The following is a 20,284-nucleotide window of genomic DNA, read 5'->3' as shown; positions in this document are numbered from 1 at the left end:
TGAAAACATTGCTTACTGGAGTATCAACCTAAAAGTATACAATTTTAGGCTATCCTTTTCAAGTTTATAAAATTTAATTCATTTTCTCTTTCCACAGGAGTTTTGTAACCCAATGTTGAATGTAGTCTCTTATGATTATACCAATAAATATACTTTGAGACTTCTATTCTAAGTTCTTTCATGGATTGAAATTTAAAACGGTAGAGGTATTCATATTTGATGCTTTTAAAAAAGCTTTCAGCTACCGAGTTATCCCAACAGTTTCCTTTTCTATTCATACTCTGTTTAGCTTTTGGATGTTTGTTCAATACAGAAGTAAGTGAATAAGACACTACTGTATTGTGCTCCTAGGTCTGGATGGAGTAGAAAATCATCACATATATCTCTGTTTTTTAGGGCTGAAGTCTACGCTCTAAGTACTGTATTTTTAGTACTCATATCTTCACTCAAAGAATAACTTACCACTTTTCGATCAGTAAGATCAATCATAGTTGTTAAGTATACCCACTGATCAGATACACGGATATAAGTAATACCTGACACCCATGTTTTACCGAGTTTATTCTCTGTGAAATTTCGATTCAATACATTCTCTGCGACGAGCTGATCATGCCTAGAATCAGTGGTAATGACATATTTTCTTTTCAGTACACTCCTTAATCCCATCTCTCGTATTAAACGAGCGACATAGCTTCTAGAAAGGATTATATAAACTTTACTCAATTCTTTTTGAATCCTGTAACTATCTAGATTTGGAGGTTATCTTCAAATATTCTTCTGATTTCTGACTTGAGGTATGTTGTTCGCAAACCTGATGGGGATACTTGTCTATTTCGATCCCATTTGTAAAACGAGTTTCTACTAATCTTTAATAGATCACACATTTTCCCAACTGAATAAGAACACTTATGATTTTTAATAAACTGTATGTACTCAGTCTTTCTTGGAGAAAATGCTCACGGCCTTTTTTAAGATATTGCGTTCTAGCTCAGCATCCTTTAAGGCTTTCTTTAAGCGTTAATTTCGTCTTGTTCGGCCGTTAAAATCCCCTTACCTGATAAACCTTCAGGACTTAAAGACTTTTTCTGCCAACTACGAAACGTAATTGGACTTTTCTGATAATCTTTAGCCAATTGGCTTATCGACTGACCTGATCCAAGTAAGTCTAGAACCATCTCTTTAAATGCGGCATCGTATCTTTTCATAACAATAGAAGTTAAGAAAAAGATAGTTTAAATCTGTAACCCTAAAAGTAGACACTCCAGTGTAATTATAAATACATGAATGACTTTTTCTGATAATATAATGTGTTGCTATTGTTCTATTCTTTGGTATCAAAATGATACCAACTTATAAAGAATATTCACATACTTCAATTCAAATGAGTATGATCAGAATAGAAATGGCATGATTTAATTAGAAGGAGGTAGCAATGGATAGTCCATAATGAATATAGTTTATAGAATAATATATTGAGTCACAAATATTTTCATCTCTTGAAAAAGATAAAGTGGGGTATACATCATCAATTAAATACAGTGCCTGATACTATTTTTGTGGATGCTCTATATTTATGAGTAATTATTGATTAGTAAAACAAATCAATAGCTAAATGTGAAGTTTTCATCTATAATAAATGTATGATTTTTTTTAAGTTAATCTTCCTTTTCTTTATCTCCAGGAATATAAAGATTAACTATAAGGTTTGTTTCTCATTTGCTATCGCACGTTCTATATCATGTGCATATAGGACTAATATTTTGATCTACTAGTGTTTTCTTAGTAAATCATTACCTTTCCTCTAAGATTCTTTGGTATAGCCCCCCGTAAATTTTTTAACCATGTTGACTTTACGAGTACCAAACTTCAGACTCACAACTTGTCTTGTTTTTCGATCTAGAAGTATCCAAACCCCACATATCACCTACATCTAGTACTTTCTGAATATTTACAAGCTTAGTATACTTTTGTAAACGTCAATCTAAATGATTAGATATTTTCTCTATTTCTTGAACGATTAATAGACTACGCTAAGACAAATTCATATTCGTAGATATGGTAATCCCTTACTGGCTAACTCTAACTCTTTCTAATATTAAGCGTCTGATAATTGCTTTGCTTTCATAGTTATGGTTATTATGTTCTACAAATTGTCTCTTGCAGTTGTTACATTTTTACTTCACTTCTTCTTGATATGATTTAAACCATATTTGACAATATCATTGCTATTACAACTTGGACAAGAAAGGTATTTAGAATTAGGCATACTCAAATACGTTTTCTGTCCTAAACACTTATGAAATCTCTATTATCTTATGTTCTTAAAATTAAATCACTACCATTTTTTTATGATAAGATCTAGTAGTTTTTATTGATTTTTTCCCTCTAAGGGTATATCAGTTTTACTTTATCAGATAAAATATAATCTGATACAAATATTCAAACTTTTCTCCCTTAGAACTAAATTTTAATAACGTGCACTTAACAGTGTTATGTGTAGGTGTTTATGAGGTTTTGATAAGATATATACATGTATGTTTAGTCTTAAATATTGCTACTTTAGATTAACTTATTCATTCCTTTTGTGAAGATATAAATTATTAAAATGATTAATATTTAACACTTTATTTTATATCCATTAGATTTTAGACACAAGAATAAGTACACAGTGTTGAAAGCGTGAAAAATACATTAAAAAAATTGGACGAATCAACGGATGAATTGTATCTTACGATAACGACCAAAAATAAGCTCAGTAATAAGCTAAAAACATAGAGGGGAAATTATGATAATTTAACCCTCTTATCAGTATTAGTCTTAAACGCTATCCAAAAACTTACATGAAGAGTAAAATGATATTGAAACTAGATCTTTCTCAAGAAATAATTGATTACGAGTATCAGGTAATAAATTATTCCCTCTTATAATCATAAATTATCCCCCTAATCTAGGGGTTAAAGTACCTTAGTAAAGTAAATGAAAATGAAAAAAGTCCACTTTTTACATGTGAAAATCTATTTTTTGTGAAGTTAAACATCCTTTTTAGTCAATTGGATCAACTTCTGTAGGTATATCTCATTATATAAAAAATGTTAAGGGGGTTAAACACTGTAAAATACTGACCTGAGCCAAAGCTTTTAATAAGGTAATTTTTACACCCTTTTTTACAGAGGTTTTATTTACACTTAATGTAGCAGCGTGCTATAGATTTGAATTATCAAAACAACACAAAATGAATGTTTAACAATCTTAGTATGCAATATGATGCACTTTTTTAAACACCACTTGCTGCATTGTAAATCATTTTGGGGTACAATACTTCTTGTCTTCCTAACTATACAATTACAAGCGCAAAATTATTTCATATCAGGAACGGTTGTTGATGAAATCGGTCAGCCGTTACCAGGGGTTAACGTTATACTACTAGGTACAAGTAAAGGTACATCATCTGACTTTAATGGTAAGTTTACCTTATCTGTACCAGATAAAAATGCTAAACTTGAGTTTTCTTCAGTTGGACATAAAAAACAGATTATTTCTTTAGATGGACGCACTAAGCTCAATATCCAAATGGAAGTTGATCTTAAAACACTAGAAGAGATTGTCGTAATTGGTTACGGAGAAATCAAGAAAAAAGAATTGACAGGTTCTGTAGGTAGAGTAGATTCGGAAACACTGATCCAAACTCCTACAGCCGACTTGGGTACGGCACTGCAAGGTCAAATTGCTGGGGTGAACGTTCAGGCAAGTTCTGGAGACCCTGGCGCTCCTGCGAATATCCAAATTCGTGGTTTGAGTTCTGTAACGGGGGCTAATGCTCCACTTTTTGTTGTGGATGGTATTCCTTATGATGGAAACCCAAGAGTCAGTCCTAATGAAATTGAGTCTATTGATGTCTTAAAAGATGCAGCTTCAGCCTCTGTTTATGGTACAAGAGGTGCAGGAGGGGTTATCCTTATCACTACTAAAAGTGGTAAAGCTGGTCAAATGAAAGTTGCTTTAGATAGTTATTATGGTTTTCAGAAAATTACTTCTGACCTACCTTTGATGGGAATAGAGGATTATCTGTATTCTTTCTTCCTTTCAAAAAGTCACTTGAATGGAACTCCAATTGATGACTCATGGACACAATTAGAAAATAACCGTTATGATTTCACAAATAACACAAATCTAGAAGGGGTATTACAAAATGATTATGCTCCAGTTCAGAATCACAGTTTGAGTGTTTCAGGAGGTAAAGATGATTTAACATACAGTATTGTTGGTACATATTTTCAACAAGAAGGTACATTGATCAATTCTTCTTACGATCGTATGAATGTTCGTGCAAATGCTACTTTCAAAAAGAAAAAATGGACAATCAATACAGGTTTAGGATTTAGAATTGAAGAAAGACAATACGCACCTTATCAATTGCTTTTAGAGGCTTTCAAATACAAGCCTTTCCAGAGAGAAATTGATCCTAGCCAATCTACCATTGAGGATGCAGGTAGTGCAGGAAGTACTGAAGCGGTCAACTTAGGAAATATGATGTATAAGTTGAAGCAAACAGACTTTAAAGATGGTAATCACTTGAATTATAACCTTAGAGCTCAGTATAGAATTGCTAAAGGTTTCAATTTTGTATCTCGAGTAGGTGGAGGTTTCACAGACAACACTAGAGTTCGTATTAATCCTTTATTCAGAGCTTATGACTTTGAGGGTGAATTAGTACAAATGCAGAATAGATCAGGTGTTTACAATGAAAGTGAGACAAGATCAAATTGGGCTTGGGAGAACTCTTTCAACTACCAAAAGAAGTTCAATGGTCACCAGATTAAAACATTAGCACTTTTCTCGCTTGAAGAGTATGTATTTACATCTTTCTTTGGAAGAAAATATGATTTGATTAGTAATGATCTACCTGTTTTGAATGCCGCTACTCTAGACCCTGATGCAGGTTCAAGAACAGGGTGGAATCAGGATAAATCTAACAGTCTAGTTGGTATGCTAGGACGTTTACAATACGATTACAAAGGCCGTTATTTGCTTAGTGTAAGTGCTCGTAGAGATGGTTCATCTCGTTTCTCAGAAGATGCAAGATGGGGTATTTTCCCTTCTATTTCTGGGGGATGGAATATTTCTGAGGAATCATTCTTCAAAGGACTATCAGATGTGTGGAATGTATTCAAAATTAGAGCAAGTCACGGTACTACTGGTAACCAAAACTTCTTAGATTATAGCAATGCTGCTACGATTACATTAACTAAAGACTATGTTTATGGTGGATTAGGAAATGAATCTTTAGCACTCGGAGCTACTCAAACTAAGTTTGCCAATCCTAATGTTCAGTGGGAAACAACAATTCAAAGCAACCTTGGTATTGACTTAGCTTTCTTCAATAATAAATTGACATTCACAGCCGACATTTACGATACAAATAAGGAAGATATGCTTTTCCCTGTATTGTTAGCACCGTCTACTGGAGCAGGCTCAAACTCAACAGTAGTTTTGAATGTCGGAAACATGAACAACAGAGGTCTTGAGCTTTCTACAAACTACCGTCATATTGGTGAAAATGGCTTTAACTGGTCTATTGGAGCTACTTATGCGAAGAACCAAAACACAGTTACTAAAATGTCTGGTTCAAACAAAATGGCATTCTTAGACGGAAGTACAGTCGCTGATGGTGTTCCTAATGAAGATAAAGTATCAGTATTGAGAGAAGGCTATGAAGCAGGAGCGTTCTTCCTGATTGAAACTGATGGTGTCATTTCAGACGAAGAAGAGCTCCAAGCATATCAAGAAGCAATGCCAGGTTTTGCATCTACTGCTAAAGTAGGAGACTTGAAATATGTAGACCAAGATGGTGATGGCGAAATCACAATTGAAGATAGAGTTTACAAAGGAAGTGGTATGCCAGACTTCGAAGTTGGTTTGAATTTATCAGCTGGTTACAAAGGCTTTGATATTTCGATGCAATGGTATGGTGCAATTGGTGGAGAAGTGTTGAATGGTAGTAAAGCATATTCTTACAAATATGGAACTCACCAAGACCTTGTTTATCAGTGGTCATCAGCAAATACTGCATCTAATATTCCAGCCTACAGAGGACGTGACCATGAGAACTACAGAGGATATACTGATTATTGGTTAGAAGATGGCTCTTTTGCTCGTTTGAGAAACCTTTCAATCGGTTATACACTACCTAATAATGCTTCAAAAGCATTGGGTCTATCAAAGTTCAAAGTATACCTAGCAGGACAGAACTTAATCACAATTACAAACTATTCAGGATTTGACCCTGAAGTTGGTAATGACGGTCTGAATACAAGAGGTATTGACAAAGGTAATTATCCGATCAGTGCATCTTACAGAGCTGGTATTCAATTGGAATTCTAATCGAAAATTTATTGAAATCAAATGAGAAAGTTAATCTATAAATATATCGCATTAGGACTGATTGCAACTATTCCTTTTGCATCTTGTACTGACTTTTTAGAGAAAGTCAATCCGAATGAAATGTCTACAGACAGCTTTTGGAAGGATAACAATGACTTAGAAATGGGACTTACAGCTGTGTACAACGCATTTAAGCATGCACAGGTACTTTCTGTTCCAGAAGAATATATTCGTACAGACATGTGTTACCCTGGTTTTGGTAGACCAAACCCTAGTAACGGAAATGCACCTTATTACCTTCAAACTTTCAATGATGCTTCTGCTGCTCCAAACAACAAGTGGCAAGCATTGTATAAAGGTATTTTCAGAGCGAATCAGGTAATTGAAGCGTATGATGATATATTACCAACTTTGGACACTGAAGAACAACAAGAAACTGCAAATTTGATTTTGGCACAAGCTAGATTCTTGAGAGGTTTATTCTATTTCTACTTACATAACTCATTTAACAATGGTAGTGTAATTCTTTACGAAAGTGTTCCTGTTGATGAGGAAGATTTCTACCAACCTTTACAGGATGAAAGTGTAATTAGAGAGTTTTTCATGGCAGATTTGGCATTTGCTTATGAAAATCTACCAACAGAATGGGATGCGAAACTTGCAGGTAAAGTAACTAAAGGTGCTGCTGCCGCAGTAATGGGTAAAGCAGAACTTTATGCAGAGAATTATGATGCTGCAGCCGAGCATTTCAAAGATGTAATCGATAATTACAACTATATGTTGACTGAAAATATCAATGATAATTTCAGTGAAGCTACAGAGTTCAACTCGGAGTCAATTCTAGAGATAGCTTATACTTTAGCATATAAGTCTGAAATTAATATTTGGGATGACGAGCAAGTTTCAACAGGTATCAACTACTCTTTTAGCCCAGTAGGTGGATGGAGAGCAGTATTGCCAAGTTTGTCATTGACATATGCTTACAGAAATGACCCTGTAGATAAAAATGATCCTAGAAACTGGTTAAGAGATGAAAATAACGAGATAATAGAAGATGGAGATGGTAATCCTGAATTGAGAAAATTTTCACTTAGAACCTCATATTCTTTGGCGCTTGCAGATGATGAATCTCTTCCATATTACCAAGTTCTTCCAGGAGAGGCAGCTCAGTTTAATAACCAAGAATATGCTTATTTCAGAAAGCACACAAACTGGGAAACGGTTACAAATGAAAGAGATATTCAGCCTTCTCAGCGTTCGGGAATCAATATGCGTGTGATCAGACTAGCGGATGTTTATTTGATGTATGCCGAAGCTTTAATCAAAGGTGGTACTGATGCAGGTAGAATAGATGAAGCGCTTAGCTATGTCAATAAAGTAAGACACAGATCGGCACTTCAGTTGATTGGTCAACCTTCTAGTGAGTTTTCTTCTGCAGATTTTAATGGTGTAGACTATACTGCCGAATCTTTGATGGAACATTTGATGTACGTCGAAAGACCACTTGAATTATCAGTTGAAGGACATGCTATCCGTCATCTTGATATGAGAAGATGGGGTATCACCAAGGAACGTTTTGAAGAGCTTGCTTTAGAAGAATATGGAGTTGAACCTTATACTATTGTGAATTCAGAAGGTAAAGATTTGACTAGATGGTCAGCTATTTTGGTTCGCGGTGTTGAAGGCGGAGGATACTCAGATTTTACTGAGGCTGCAGCAAATTATAATGCTGACGCTCACGCTTATTGGCCAATTCCAAATGGTGAAAAAACGGCTAATCCTAATATCAACTAAAACGAATAATGAGGTCTATTTTGACCTAAATAGACCTCATTTTCATTGAGATACTTACTTTTTAAATGCATGGTTGTTTTGAAAGCCATTCATGAAAAATAAAAATATTACAGTGATGAAAAATAAATTTATAACGTTAGCGCTCTCTCTGCTGGCTTTCTTCACATACTCTTGTGAGGAGGAATATGTAGAGCCTAATACTTTTTCAGATATCGCTTTTTATAATAGCAATTTCAGAGCTGAAACATTTGTAGTAAAAGGTGAAGACACTATTCCTGCAATGTTTATAGGCGTAAATGACTTTATCTCTTTCTCCGATCTTTCGCACAATGCGGTAGACCATAAATGGACAATTCCTTTAAGTGCAGAGTTTTTGGAAGGAAGAATCACAAGAGATGATGAAGATTACACACAATTTATTGTAGATAAAGGTGGTAATACTTCAACTGAAAATACAATTAACGTTTTTTTCACAGAAGGAAGCGCAACAGACCTTTTTGAGGTAAACTTGAGAAATACGTTTAAAGACTCCGTTTCATTCAAGGGTGTTGATACTTTAGAATCAGTTTACGAAGATGGTCTATGGGTGATAGATACTACATTTAGTGTATTTGTTTTCGATACCATTGAGGTTGAGATGGAAGTGAGACAGTTTGATGAGGTAACAGGTTTGTTTGAGTTGATTGACCAAGAAAACACTGATACAATCTATGTTGAAGCAGGTGATGTGTTAGAGTTTGCCGATGTAACTACAATCGGTCTTCCAGATACGAGAAAGTGGGAAATTGCGGGTGATGTTTATACTGATGAAGTAATCCAGCCTACCTTCAAAAAATTAGGAATGGCAAGTGTATTCTTGACGGCAAGTAGAACAGGGCTAAATATTCCGCCAGATCAAGATCGTTACAAATTCCCTATTCCAATCAAAGTAATACCGTCTACTAAGCCATTCGTACAGCAAGGAGATTTGGTAGAAACTATAGATCATGTGATTAGAATTCCATTTAACGGAGAGTTTACAAATCTTCCTGCAGATGCAAAAGATTATTTCTCAGTGAAAATAAATGGCGTAGCAGGTTCAGTAAAATCGGTTGCTCTAGACGCTTCTGACGCTACAATCATAGAGTTAAGCCTGTTTGATGCAGTTTATTCTGATGATGAGATTTTAGTGTCTTACAGTGGTGGTTTAGAGTCTACTGACACTAGACAGTCTGAAAGCTTTACAGATTTGCCAGTAACCATGTTTATTCCAAATCTATTCTCAGCTGATATCTACGGATTTGAAGATGGTGGAGTGTACTGGGGACCTACATTCGACAATGTTGGTGAATTGACATACAACTCTACAGAACAAGTTGCAAGCGGTAATTATAGTATGAAGATGGTATCATCTTCAGGTGATTGGACTTTCGCACAATGTCTTCCTGAGTCAGGTGTTGCTGTAGAAGCTGGTAAAACGTATATTTTCAGTTATAAAGTTTATGTTGAGCCAGGTAGTGCATTGCCATTCGTAGCACCATGGATCACTAAACCAAGCGGTAATAAGCAATTTTGGGAAAGCATCAACTCTTTCAAACAAGGGGAGTGGGTGACAATCAACAAAGAATGGACTGCTAACGCAGATGAAGAAATTTCTGTACAAATCAGAATTAAAAATACTGGAACTATCTATGTAGATGACTTCTCTCTCATCGCAAAAGATAATTTCAGACCAGCAGAATAATCGTTCTAGGTTTTTATCTAAATGGTAAATTTTGATCGGCTATACCATCTTGGTATAGCCGATTTTTTAAGGTAAGTCTATATTTTATTATTTTATTCTCAATACTTCAATCACGGATTCTAGACTCTGTTCAATCCTATATTTTCATACTGGGCAGAGGGACTTTATATTTTACCAATAACATCTCTAATTATTCCCCTAAACATGAAACAATTTACTACAATTCGTTTCCTGTCTATTTTGGCAGGTCTACTCTTCTATACCTCATTTTCAAATGCACAAGGAACAATTACGGTAGATCATAAAACACAACGTTTTATAGGTAATGTATCTACACTAGACAGAGATAAGTATTTACAAGCACATTTCTGGTTTCCAAATGAAGATGCTGATTTTACACAGTTCAAAACTGATTATCTACTCAATTCAGAATATTTGGGCTCACGTCGCTTTTGGAGCCCGTTAGGTAAAGTTAAAAATGGAGTAATTCCATCTGTAAAAGAAGTCTATGATGGGGTGAGAATCCCTATTCCACACGTGGATACAGGACACCCAAATAGCCTGTTTCACGATTCTAATGTGGATTATGCCGAAGCAGATATCTCGGTGTATTCTAAGAATGTAGCCAATTACATTGCCCAAAATTATAAGGATGAATGGAGTCCGTTACCGACTATTTTCGAGCCTTTAAATGAGCCTATGGTTCATGCAAATGAGTATTATCCTGGAAATGATAAAGCCAAAACAGATAAGGTAATTACTAAAATCTGTGAATTTATCAGAGATGTTGGAGCATCTGTACGTGCTGTACCCGAACTTGAAAATATGCAAGTTGCAGGTTATGCTTCTGCATGGCCAGAATTTGAAAAAGATGATTTTGATATCTGGAATACCCGATACAAGAAGTTTATAGATATTGCAGGAGCTGACGTAGATATATTTTCAGTTCATCTTTATGATGGAAAAGGTTTGAATAATAGCGGAGGTCGTCGATCAGGTTCAAATTCAGAGGCAATCTTGGATATGATTGAGGCATACAGCTTTATCAAATTGGGTGAAGTAAAACCTCTGGCAATCACAGAATATGGCAGACTCGTGGATAATCAGCCAAATTGGGCAAAAGGAAATGGCGTTTCCAATTATCATCCGATAGAAAACTCACAAGCAGTTCGATCTCAAATTCATATGGTGATGTCTTTTATGGAAAGAGCAGATCATATGGTAACTACCATTCCGTTTTCAACAGGAAAAGGAGAACCTACAGAAGAGTATGCAAAAGCAGGATTATGGACTAGAAATAGCGCAAATCAGTGGGAGTTGACACCAAGAAAATATTTCTTTGAAGTGTGGAAAAATGTGAAAGGGAAGCGTGTGAGTATAAATTCTACAAATGTAGATGTTCAGTCACAAGCTTTTGTGAATGGGAAGCAACTTTATGTCGTATTAAACAACTTAAATGATGTTACTCAAACAGTTGATTTGAATGTCTTAAATACATCAGATTTGAATGATGTAAAAATCAAAAGGTTAAAGACATTTGTAGACAAAGAACCAGAATTCACTCAAACAACAGTTACTCAAGCTCCTTCAAGTTTAAGTTTGGAATATGGAGAGACTATTGTTCTAGTGTACAATTTTGACCTTGCTATAACATCAGATCACACAGAGTTTAGCAAAAAATATTATGCTTCTACATACCTTCAAGCAATAACAGCAAATACAGCCAATTCTTTTACTTTTAATGGAATTGACAGAGGTAATGGAAGTGGGAATGCTATATTGAGAGTAGGAGTGGGGCGTGATTTAGGAAAGAGTCTGAAGCCAACAGTAACCGTAAATGGAAACGATGTAAACACAGATGGAGATTTGATCAAAGGTTATGATCAAAACAATCGTTCTCGATTTTTTGGGGTTCTAGAAATACCTGTAAATCTTTCTTATTTGAATGCTGGAAATAATACGGTTTCAGTCAAGTTTTCTGATGGAGGAGGACATATAAGTTCGGTTGTTCTTCAAGTAAATACCAATGATAAACCTTATGTTGCGCCATCAAATTATTTCTTCATTGAAAATAGAGAAACTGGAAAATATCTGAGACCAAAAGAAGATGTAGAGGGAAGTTTGATGGTTCAAGCGCCATCTTCTTGGAAAGCAGATTTTGTACAATGGCAAATGATTCCTGTTGAAGGAGAAACGAATTATTTCTATTTAAAAAACAAAGAAACAGGAAGATATATAAGGCCTGTTTCAGAAGTAGATGGATCTGCTTTAGAAGCTGTAGATGCTAGTAATACTTGGCACATGACGCAATGGGAAAAGGTAATAAGTACTGGTGAATGGTTCTATTTGAAAAATAGATGGAGTGGAATGTACTTTAGGCCTAGTTCTTACGACGATATTAGTGCAGACACAGGTTTAGATTATGAAATGGTTCAAAGGCCGTCAGAGAGCTATACAGGCAATTATACGCAATGGAGATTTGCTGAGGTATCTAGTTCGGCAAGAATTACAGCAATTGAAGATCAGTTAAATGAGCATTTTAGTAAAGTGAGTGTATTTCCAAACCCAATAACAGGAGGGAATATTCATTTAGCCTTAGACAAGGATATTGAAACTAAGGTAAGTCTCTTTAGCATAGATGGTGAGCTTCTTTTCCATAAAACTGTAAAACAAAAAGATTTAGATATCTCAGCGAAGGGGTATAAATCTGGAGTTTATATTCTGAAATCTGAATCTCAATTTGGAGTGAAGACAATCAAATTACTTATTGATTAATATTAAAATTCAGCTAACGGATACAAGCCTAGTGTTTTGTATCCGTTATTGTATTAATTGGCCAAATACGATTTTATTTAATTGGTAATGGCTATAATTTTTTAGAAAGGAAGATGAGAGGAAAAATTTTTAAACGCATGTTGTACCTAATTGGGCTATTTCTAGCAGTAGAAAATACATCAATTGCCCAAGGGACTATTACCATAGATCACAAAACACAACGCTTTATTGGGAGTGAATCTACTTTTGATAGAGGCAAATATTTAAATGCTCATATTTGGTTTGATGGTAAAAAGAAGGATGACCCCGATTTTATTAAATTTAAAAAGGAGTATAATATCGAATATGATTATAAGGGTTCAAGACGTTTTTGGAACCCTGTAGGCATGGTCAAAAACGGGAAAATACCTTTTGTAAAAGATCGATTTGATGGTGTGAGAGAAGTAACCAATGATGTGGCTACAGGAACTGCTAAAAATCTATTTTATGATAAGACCGTAGACTATTCGACTGTAGATGTCTCTGATTTTTCTAAACAGATTTCAGCATTTACAGCTCAAAGTTTTAAAGATAGTTGGCCGTCTGTTCCCATGTTTTTTGAGCCTTTAAATGAGCCAATGGTTCATGCACATGATCATTATCCAGGAAAAAGGAATAAAGCCAAAACGGATAATATTATCACTAAAATAAGCGAATTTCATAGGGATATGGGACAAGCTATTCATGCTACTCCAGAGCTGAAAAACATGAAACTTTTGGGTTATGGTTCTGCATGGCCAGAGTTTGAAAAAGATGACTTCTCAGTTTGGAATTCGAGGTATAAGAAGTTCATTGATATAGCAGGAGCCGATGTAGATATTTTTTCAGTTCATCTTTATGATGGCAAAGGTTTGAATAATACTGGAGGAAGAAGGTCGGGTTCAAATGCAGAAGCTATTCTTGACATGATTGAAGCTTACAGTTTTTTAAAACTAGGAACTGTAAAGCCTATTGCTGTGACCGAATATGGAAGGCTAGTTTCTGATCAACCGAACTGGAAGCCTAAAAGTGGTATCTCAAATTATCATCCAATTGAAAATGCGCAAGCAGTAAGGTCGCAAATTCACATGGTTATGTCCTTTATGGAAAGAGGGGATGGCATCGTGACAAGTATTCCATTTTCTACAGGAAAACAGCATCCTACAGCAAAATATTCTAAAGCGGGTTTATGGACAAAAGATAGTAATGGAAATTGGGAATTAACTTCTCGTAAATACTTTTTTGAGGTCTGGAAAGACATCAAAGGTGAGCGAGTAAGAATCAATTCTTCCAATGTAGATATTCAGAAATTAGCTGTTGTAGATGGCAAAAAGCTGTATGTCGTATTGAATAACCTGAACGATGAAACTCAAGAGTTAGACTTGAATCTTTTAGAAGCAAAAGGTCTTAAAAGTGTAGAACTTAAAAGGGTAAAAACATTCATCGATAAAGCACCAGAACTTACACTTGAAACTTTAAATGAAGCTCCTCAAAAAGTAAGATTAGTATATGGAGAAACGGTAGTGCTTACTTACAAGTTTAAGTCGTCTGTCAAATTTGATAATACAATTGTGAGTTCAAAATACTATGCAGACACTTACCTTCAGAACATTGAAGCTAATAAAGAGTTGTCATTCTCGATAAATGATGTTGAAACAGGACATGGAGAAGCAATACTCAGAATTGGCCTTGGACGAGCTTTAAATGCAAGTTTGAAGCCTAATGTGTGGTTAAATGATGAGCCGTTAAATACGGATGGGGATTTGATCAAGGGATACAATCAGCATAACAGAAGACAATTCTTTGGAACTCTTGAAATACCGTTTGATATTAGTTTATTGAAGCAAGGAAAAAATCAGCTTAAAGTTCAATTTCCTGATGATGGAGGACAGATATCTTCAGTGATTCTTCAAGTTCAAAAGGCCAAAAAACCTCTTACTGTTTTGTAATCGGAGTATACTATATCAGGAACTGATTTTTCTTCCAAAATAATACTTCATACCCCAAAATTGAATAATCACAGTTTTGGGGTATTTTTATTTTAAACAGTTTATTTTCCCTAATGCCTATTATTCCCCTTCAGTAGCAAGCCATGTGTTTTGTACTTCAAAACGACGATATGAGTCTAAAGACAAAGATTTTTTTTACTTACGCTTTTCTGTAAAAAAGTAATGCTACGCTAGAATAGTACCTTGAAATAGACACGATTAGAATAATAATAAAATTGATATGGTTTCGAGGCATACTTTTAAAATCATTAATCCGTTAGCTAAAATTATATAAAGTTTATAGTGAATAAATAAGTTTAGTTAATTAATAATTATATTTGTGCATATTGTATGCAATAGCGATAAATGAGTCTGATGATACTTATCTCTAACTAATCTTAAACTTTAGATCATATCATCAAAATTAGTGTGTTTAAAAGGCTTTTTCTCTAACCGACCATAAGGAGAGTACGCTATTTTTTTGCATAATTTTTTACTTTTTAATACTACTGAAATTTAAAACTAGAAATGAATGAACAATTATTTAAGGATAGCACAGAAAGCTACCTTGAAGAAAGAAATGAAAGCGGAATTATTTTACCCAATATTGATTATGTAGACCCTTTTGGTAAAGAACAAATCATAAAACCGACCCTAGAATTTAATTATCTAAATGGAGAAACAAGATTTAATAAAGAACAAAAAATAGCAGGATACACAATAACAGAGTTGAATTCATTTCTTGATCTATTTGATCTGATGGACAAAGAAAGCTATGACAAAAACGCACGTCTAGCTCAACAATCTTTTGAATGGGTGAATGATGTTTCTACCTCAACCAATGATATTTTTGTAGCGAAATTACAAGCTATTGCAACCCTAAAAGGGAAGCATGGAAAAATTTATCATTACAAACGAACAGTTGTAGATAATGGTAGAAAAAATGGAATCATGACGCATTCGGTATCGTATTGGGAAGATATAACTTATTTAAAACCAAAAACTCTTGATCATTTAATTTGTGAAATAAAAGGCATTGGGACACTTGATTTAAATGAACAAGAAATAAATTATTTCCAAAAAATATTTACCAATAGAGAGCGTGAAATTCTAGGATTTATTAACAGAGGATTTAATTCTAATGAAATTTCAAGAACACTAAATATTTCCCCACATACGGTAAAAACTCATAGGAAAAATATGTTGAAAAAGCTAGATGTATCTAATAGTGCTCAGCTCTTATTAAAGTCCAGAGAGATGGGTTTGATCTAGGTCTTGTGAAATAATTTAATGTTTTGTATTCGGATAAAACATTAAAAAAGCCAGCATTTCAAAATGCTGGCTTTTTTAATTTTTAAGCTAGTGAGAGTTCATACTTATGAATCACAAGTCACATCATCCCATTCTTGGTTCATATAATTATAAATTAATTTTTATTTGAAAAGGTTTGGGGTGGGATAAATAGTCGAAATCTACATACCTAATCTTCAAGGAGTATGAATAGAATGGAAAACTAAAGGTTTTTGAAAAAGTCTTGGCTACAACACCAAATCACTATCCAAATCATAATGTCTTCCTCAACCATTCTTTTACGTAAGAAACTCAAAGCACGTGTCATATGATTTTCTACAGTTTTTATTGAAAGCCCAAATTCTTCAGCGACTTCTTTATTGGATTTATTTTCCATTCTTCTAGCAATAAAAACAGCTTTTGATTTTTCTGGAAGCTCTTCTATCAAAGTCTTCACTTTTTCAGATTTAAACTTGAAGTCAGTGATTTCTTCAGGATTTTCTTCTTGGTAGAGTTGGGATTCTACATTAGAATATCCGACAGTTTGAAGCTCTGATTTACGGATTTTATTGATGATTTCATTTTTTGTCATGCGGAATAAATAAGCCTCTACTCCTCTCGTTACATCAATATTTGCTCTGTATTTCCAAAGTTTTACGAAGATGTCTTGAACTAATTCTTCACTATCTTCCCTAGATTTAAAATAGCCATAACACATCCCGTAAACACGAGGGCTATATGCTTCGAAAACAATACGGAAAGCATAGTGATCTCCCTTTAAAAAGTTATCTAGTAGAGCTTCGTTAATCATCAAAAAAAAAGTTCTAATTGTAGAATTGTAAGGATATTTACTCACACTCCTTAAGTGTAATACAGACGTTAATTATGACCAATATACGTAAATGAAATTTAACTAAACAAATCTTTTTTAGGCTTCTTTAAGAATTTTTTATGCTGAGCTATTAACATTTCAATGCCCATTTAAAGAGTTGATCTTAGTGTAAGATTTAAAATTTCTGAGATTAATATTAGGGGGTGATTGATGCTAAAGATGTATATAAGTGTAGAAAGTGAATTTTATTCTTTTTGATGATAAATGATGAAAACATTCAAACTTTTTACCTTAATTTTTGCCCTTTCAATCTGGTCTTGTAATCCAGAATCGAATTTGAAAGGAACTGACAGCGATAGGATAACACTCAAAGTAGACAGCCTTTTGAACATCATGACTTTGGATGAAAAGGTTGGACAGTTATCTCAATATTCTACACTTTGGCAAATGACAGGTCCTGTTCCAACAGGAGGAACTGAGCAAGCGCTTTACCAAAAAATTAAAGATGGGAGAGTTGGCTCAATGCTAAATGTTGTAGGAGTTAAAGAAATTCGAAAAGCACAAGAGTTAGCCGTCGAACATTCTCGTTTAGGAATTCCGATGATCTTTGGCCTTGATGTCATTCATGGATATCAAACTATTTTCCCAATTCCTCTAGCAGAGTCTGCTTCTTGGGAACCAGACCTTGCCCGACTATCTGCAAGTATCGCAGCTAAGGAGGCGTCAGCTGCAGGCTTGAATTGGACTTTTGCCCCAATGGTTGATATTTCCAGAGATGCACGTTGGGGAAGAGTTATGGAAGGAGCGGGAGAGGATACTTATCTTGGGTGTCAATTTGGGCAAGCTAGAGTGAGAGGTTTCCAAGGCGATGATCTTAAATCTGTACATACTGTTGCGGCTTGTGCGAAACATTTTGCAGGCTATGGATTCGCTGAGAGTGGAAAGGATTACAATACGGTAGAGCTTACTCAGCACACCTTACACAATGTTATTCTTCCTCCTTTTAAAGCTTGTTTAGATGCGGGTGTTGCTACTTTTATGAATGCATTTAATACGATAGATGGAGTGCCTTGTACGGCTAATTTAGAGTTGCAAAGAACTATCTTAAAAGGGAGTTGGGGCTTTGAAGGCTTTGTTGTATCGGATTGGAATTCAATAGGAGAAATGAATGAGCATGGAGTTGTAGCCAATGATAAAGAAGCAGCTTTCAAAGCCATTGTAGCTGGTTCTGACATGGATATGGAAGGAAATTGTTATTCCGAAAATCTGTCGGAATTGGTTGAAAGTGGTGAAGTAAACATAGAATTGATCAATGATGCAGTACGAAGAGTTTTAAAACTAAAATTTGAGCTAGGTTTATTCGAAGACCCATATCGTTATTGCGATGAAGAAAGAGAGAAGAAGTGGGTAAATTCACCTTCTTTCAAAAAATCAGCTCGAGAAATCGCAAAACGGTCTATTGTTTTATTGAAAAATGAAAACAAAGTATTACCACTTCAGAAGAAGGGACAAAAGATCGCTGTAATTGGTGCATTGGCAACAGACAAAGATAGCCCAATTGGAAATTGGAGAGCAGAGGCGAAGAAACATTCAGCTGTTTCACTGTGGGAAGGATTTACGAATAAAATAGGCACCGAAAACTTAAGCTTAGCTGAAGGACCTACTTATGTTCAGAAAGAAATTGAGTTTGTTGATTTTCTGAATTACAACAATTCGGATAGAAGAGGAATGACTGAAGCTATAAATACGGCAAGACAAGCTGATGTTGTTGTATTAGCTATGGGCGAAAATTGTTATCAATCTGGTGAGGCTAGAAGCCAAACAGAAATTAACTTCAAAGGCTTACAGTTAGAGCTGTTGAATGAAATATTGAAAGTGAATAAGAACGTTGTGGTAGTGCTCATGAACGGAAGACCTCTTGATCTAAGTCCAATTGTAGATCGAGTACCTACAATTTTAGAGACATGGCATTTAGGCTCTGAATCTGGTAATGCAATAGCAGATGTTGTCTTTGGTGATTATAATCCCGCAGGCAAGTTACCTATGTCTTTTCCAAGATCAGTTGGACAGCTACCTCTATATTACAACCATCAGTGGACGGGAAGACCACATGATAATGAAACGGTGTTCTCTTCACGATATACAGATAATGAGAAAACGGCTTTGTTTCCTTTCGGGTATGGTTTGAGTTATTCCTCATTCAAATATTCTGATCTTAGTCTTAGCTCATCAACTTTACATAGAGGTGGGACTTTAGATCTCAGTTTGAGTCTTGAAAATACAGGTGACTATGATGGAGAAGAAGTTGTTCAGCTGTACATCAGAGATGTTGTGGCAAGTGCTGCTCGTCCCGTAAAAGAACTAAAGGCATTCAAAAAGATATTACTGAAAAAGGGAGAGAAAAAAGATGTAGTCTTCCAACTGACTGAAAAGGATTTAGAATTTTATACTGCAAACAGAAAGTGGGAAGCAGAAATTGGTGAGTTTGAAGTTTGGATTGGCACAAATTCACAAGAAGGCTTGAAAGCGAGTTTTAGACTAATAGAAGAAGATGAAAATCTAGTGATATGAAATACTTTATTGTATGTTTAATCGTATGTATTTCCGCTAAGGTTTTAGCACAAAAACCAATTCTTCCAGATTTTCATGCAGACCCATCCATACATGAATGGGCTGGAAAGTATTGGATTTATCCTTCCACGGACGAAGTAGGAAGTACCTCTTGGGAAGAAATGAAAAGGTGGCATGCTTATTCTTCAACAGATTTGGTAAACTGGAAAAACGAAGGGGAAATCTTCAGCCTCGAAAAAATTTCTTGGGCAAAACAAGCAGCATTTGCACCCGATGCCATGTATTGGAAAGGAAAGTATTATTTCTTCTTTCCTGCCGAATTCCAAATAGGTGTGGCTGTTTCAGATCAACCAAATGGTCCTTTTGAAGATGCTTTAGACAAACCCTTGATAACTAAAAATCAAGTAGAAGGAGTGCTCTCTTTTGACCCTCACATATTTGTAGATACAGACAATCAAGCGTATTTATACTATGGAGGAGGAAATGGGGTAGCCATGGCTAAGATGAAAGATAATCTAATTGAGCTAGCGGAAGAACCCCAGAAGCTATCGCTCAAGAATTATGGAGAAGGAATTTGGGTACACAAAAAAGATGATACTTACTATTTTTCATATCCTATCCATATCGAAAGGGATGGAGCCGTAAAACAATTATTGGTTTATAGTACCTCAAAATCTCCTTACGGTCCTTTTGAATATAGAGGGGTCATTCTTGATAACAATTCACGCAATTCACACCATTCGATAGCCCAATTAGGGGATAAATGGTACCTCTTTTACCATGTAGAAGGACCAAGCCCTTATGAGCGAAGAGTATGTGCAGAATACTTAGAATATTATGAGGATGGGAGTATCAAAGAAGTCAAAATGACTAGAGAAGGAATCAACGCAGAACCATTATCCAACTAAACAG

General features: G+C 35.1%; 12 protein-coding genes. 8 read left to right on the top strand and 4 right to left on the bottom strand.

Annotated elements, in window-relative coordinates; all coding sequences use genetic code 11:
• Positions 1 to 44: 44 nt before the first annotated feature.
• The 3 genes from BC781_RS23770 to BC781_RS23760 form a co-directional block, all read right to left on the bottom strand.
• Complete coding sequence (locus BC781_RS23770; RefSeq protein WP_146201769.1) at positions 45 to 278, bottom strand: integrase core domain-containing protein; 234 nt, start codon at positions 276 to 278, stop codon at positions 45 to 47.
• A 127-nt stretch (positions 279 to 405) separates the two neighbouring features.
• Entirely contained in the window at positions 406 to 666 is a 261-nt protein-coding gene (locus tag BC781_RS23765; protein WP_109622737.1) for a hypothetical protein, read from the bottom strand.
• Positions 667 to 1,010: 344 nt separating this feature from the next.
• Entirely contained in the window at positions 1,011 to 1,205 is a 195-nt protein-coding gene (locus BC781_RS23760) for a hypothetical protein (RefSeq protein ID WP_109622735.1), read from the bottom strand.
• Between the two features lie 2,056 nt (positions 1,206 to 3,261).
• On the opposite strand from BC781_RS23760, the gene BC781_RS23755 reads away from it, so the two are divergent.
• The 6 genes from BC781_RS23755 to BC781_RS23730 all read left to right on the top strand — a co-directional run bounded on the left by BC781_RS23755 (position 3,262) and on the right by BC781_RS23730 (position 15,951).
• Complete coding sequence (locus BC781_RS23755) at positions 3,262 to 6,381, top strand: SusC/RagA family TonB-linked outer membrane protein (protein WP_245935656.1); 3,120 nt, start codon at positions 3,262 to 3,264, stop codon at positions 6,379 to 6,381.
• A 21-nt stretch (positions 6,382 to 6,402) separates the two neighbouring features.
• Positions 6,403 to 8,175 (top strand): RagB/SusD family nutrient uptake outer membrane protein, encoded by a 1,773-nt coding sequence (locus BC781_RS23750; protein ID WP_109622731.1) that lies wholly within the window; start codon positions 6,403 to 6,405, stop codon positions 8,173 to 8,175.
• 115 nt (positions 8,176 to 8,290) lie between these two features.
• Positions 8,291 to 9,898, top strand: a complete 1,608-nt coding sequence (locus BC781_RS23745; RefSeq protein ID WP_158281571.1) for a carbohydrate binding domain-containing protein — start codon at positions 8,291 to 8,293, stop codon at positions 9,896 to 9,898.
• Between the two features lie 204 nt (positions 9,899 to 10,102).
• Positions 10,103 to 12,673, top strand: a complete 2,571-nt coding sequence (locus BC781_RS23740; protein ID WP_109622727.1) for a T9SS type A sorting domain-containing protein — start codon at positions 10,103 to 10,105, stop codon at positions 12,671 to 12,673.
• Between the two features lie 137 nt (positions 12,674 to 12,810).
• Positions 12,811 to 14,640: a hypothetical protein gene (locus tag BC781_RS23735; protein ID WP_109622725.1), complete on the top strand. Its 1,830-nt coding sequence runs from the start codon at positions 12,811 to 12,813 to the stop codon at positions 14,638 to 14,640.
• Positions 14,641 to 15,207: 567 nt separating this feature from the next.
• Positions 15,208 to 15,951 carry a response regulator transcription factor gene (locus BC781_RS23730; protein WP_211323972.1) on the top strand — a complete coding sequence of 248 codons (744 nt, stop codon included), beginning with the start codon at positions 15,208 to 15,210 and terminating at the stop codon, positions 15,949 to 15,951.
• Between the two features lie 241 nt (positions 15,952 to 16,192).
• On the opposite strand, the gene BC781_RS23725 is transcribed toward BC781_RS23730, so the two are convergent.
• On the bottom strand, positions 16,193 to 16,780 hold the full coding sequence (locus BC781_RS23725; RefSeq protein WP_109622722.1) for an RNA polymerase sigma factor: 588 nt from the start codon (positions 16,778 to 16,780) through the stop codon (positions 16,193 to 16,195).
• 285 nt (positions 16,781 to 17,065) lie between these two features.
• On the opposite strand from BC781_RS23725, the gene bglX reads away from it, so the two are divergent.
• Positions 17,066 to 19,372, top strand: coding sequence for a beta-glucosidase BglX (bglX, locus tag BC781_RS23720; protein WP_211323970.1), 2,307 nt, complete (start codon positions 17,066 to 17,068; stop codon positions 19,370 to 19,372).
• The gene (locus tag BC781_RS23715; protein WP_109622720.1) at positions 19,369 to 20,280 is read left to right on the top strand and encodes a family 43 glycosylhydrolase; all 912 of its coding nucleotides are present in this window, start codon (positions 19,369 to 19,371) and stop codon (positions 20,278 to 20,280) included. Before bglX ends, BC781_RS23715 begins: the two co-directional genes overlap by 4 nt.
• The last annotated feature ends 4 nt before the right edge of the window (positions 20,281 to 20,284 follow it).

Origin of the sequence: Sediminitomix flava, from assembly GCF_003149185.1 — a bacterium.
Classification (GTDB): Bacteria; Bacteroidota; Bacteroidia; order Cytophagales; family Flammeovirgaceae; genus Sediminitomix; species Sediminitomix flava.
The sequence above is the reverse complement of the archived record's forward strand: the minus strand, read 5'-3'. Positions and strand labels throughout refer to the sequence as shown.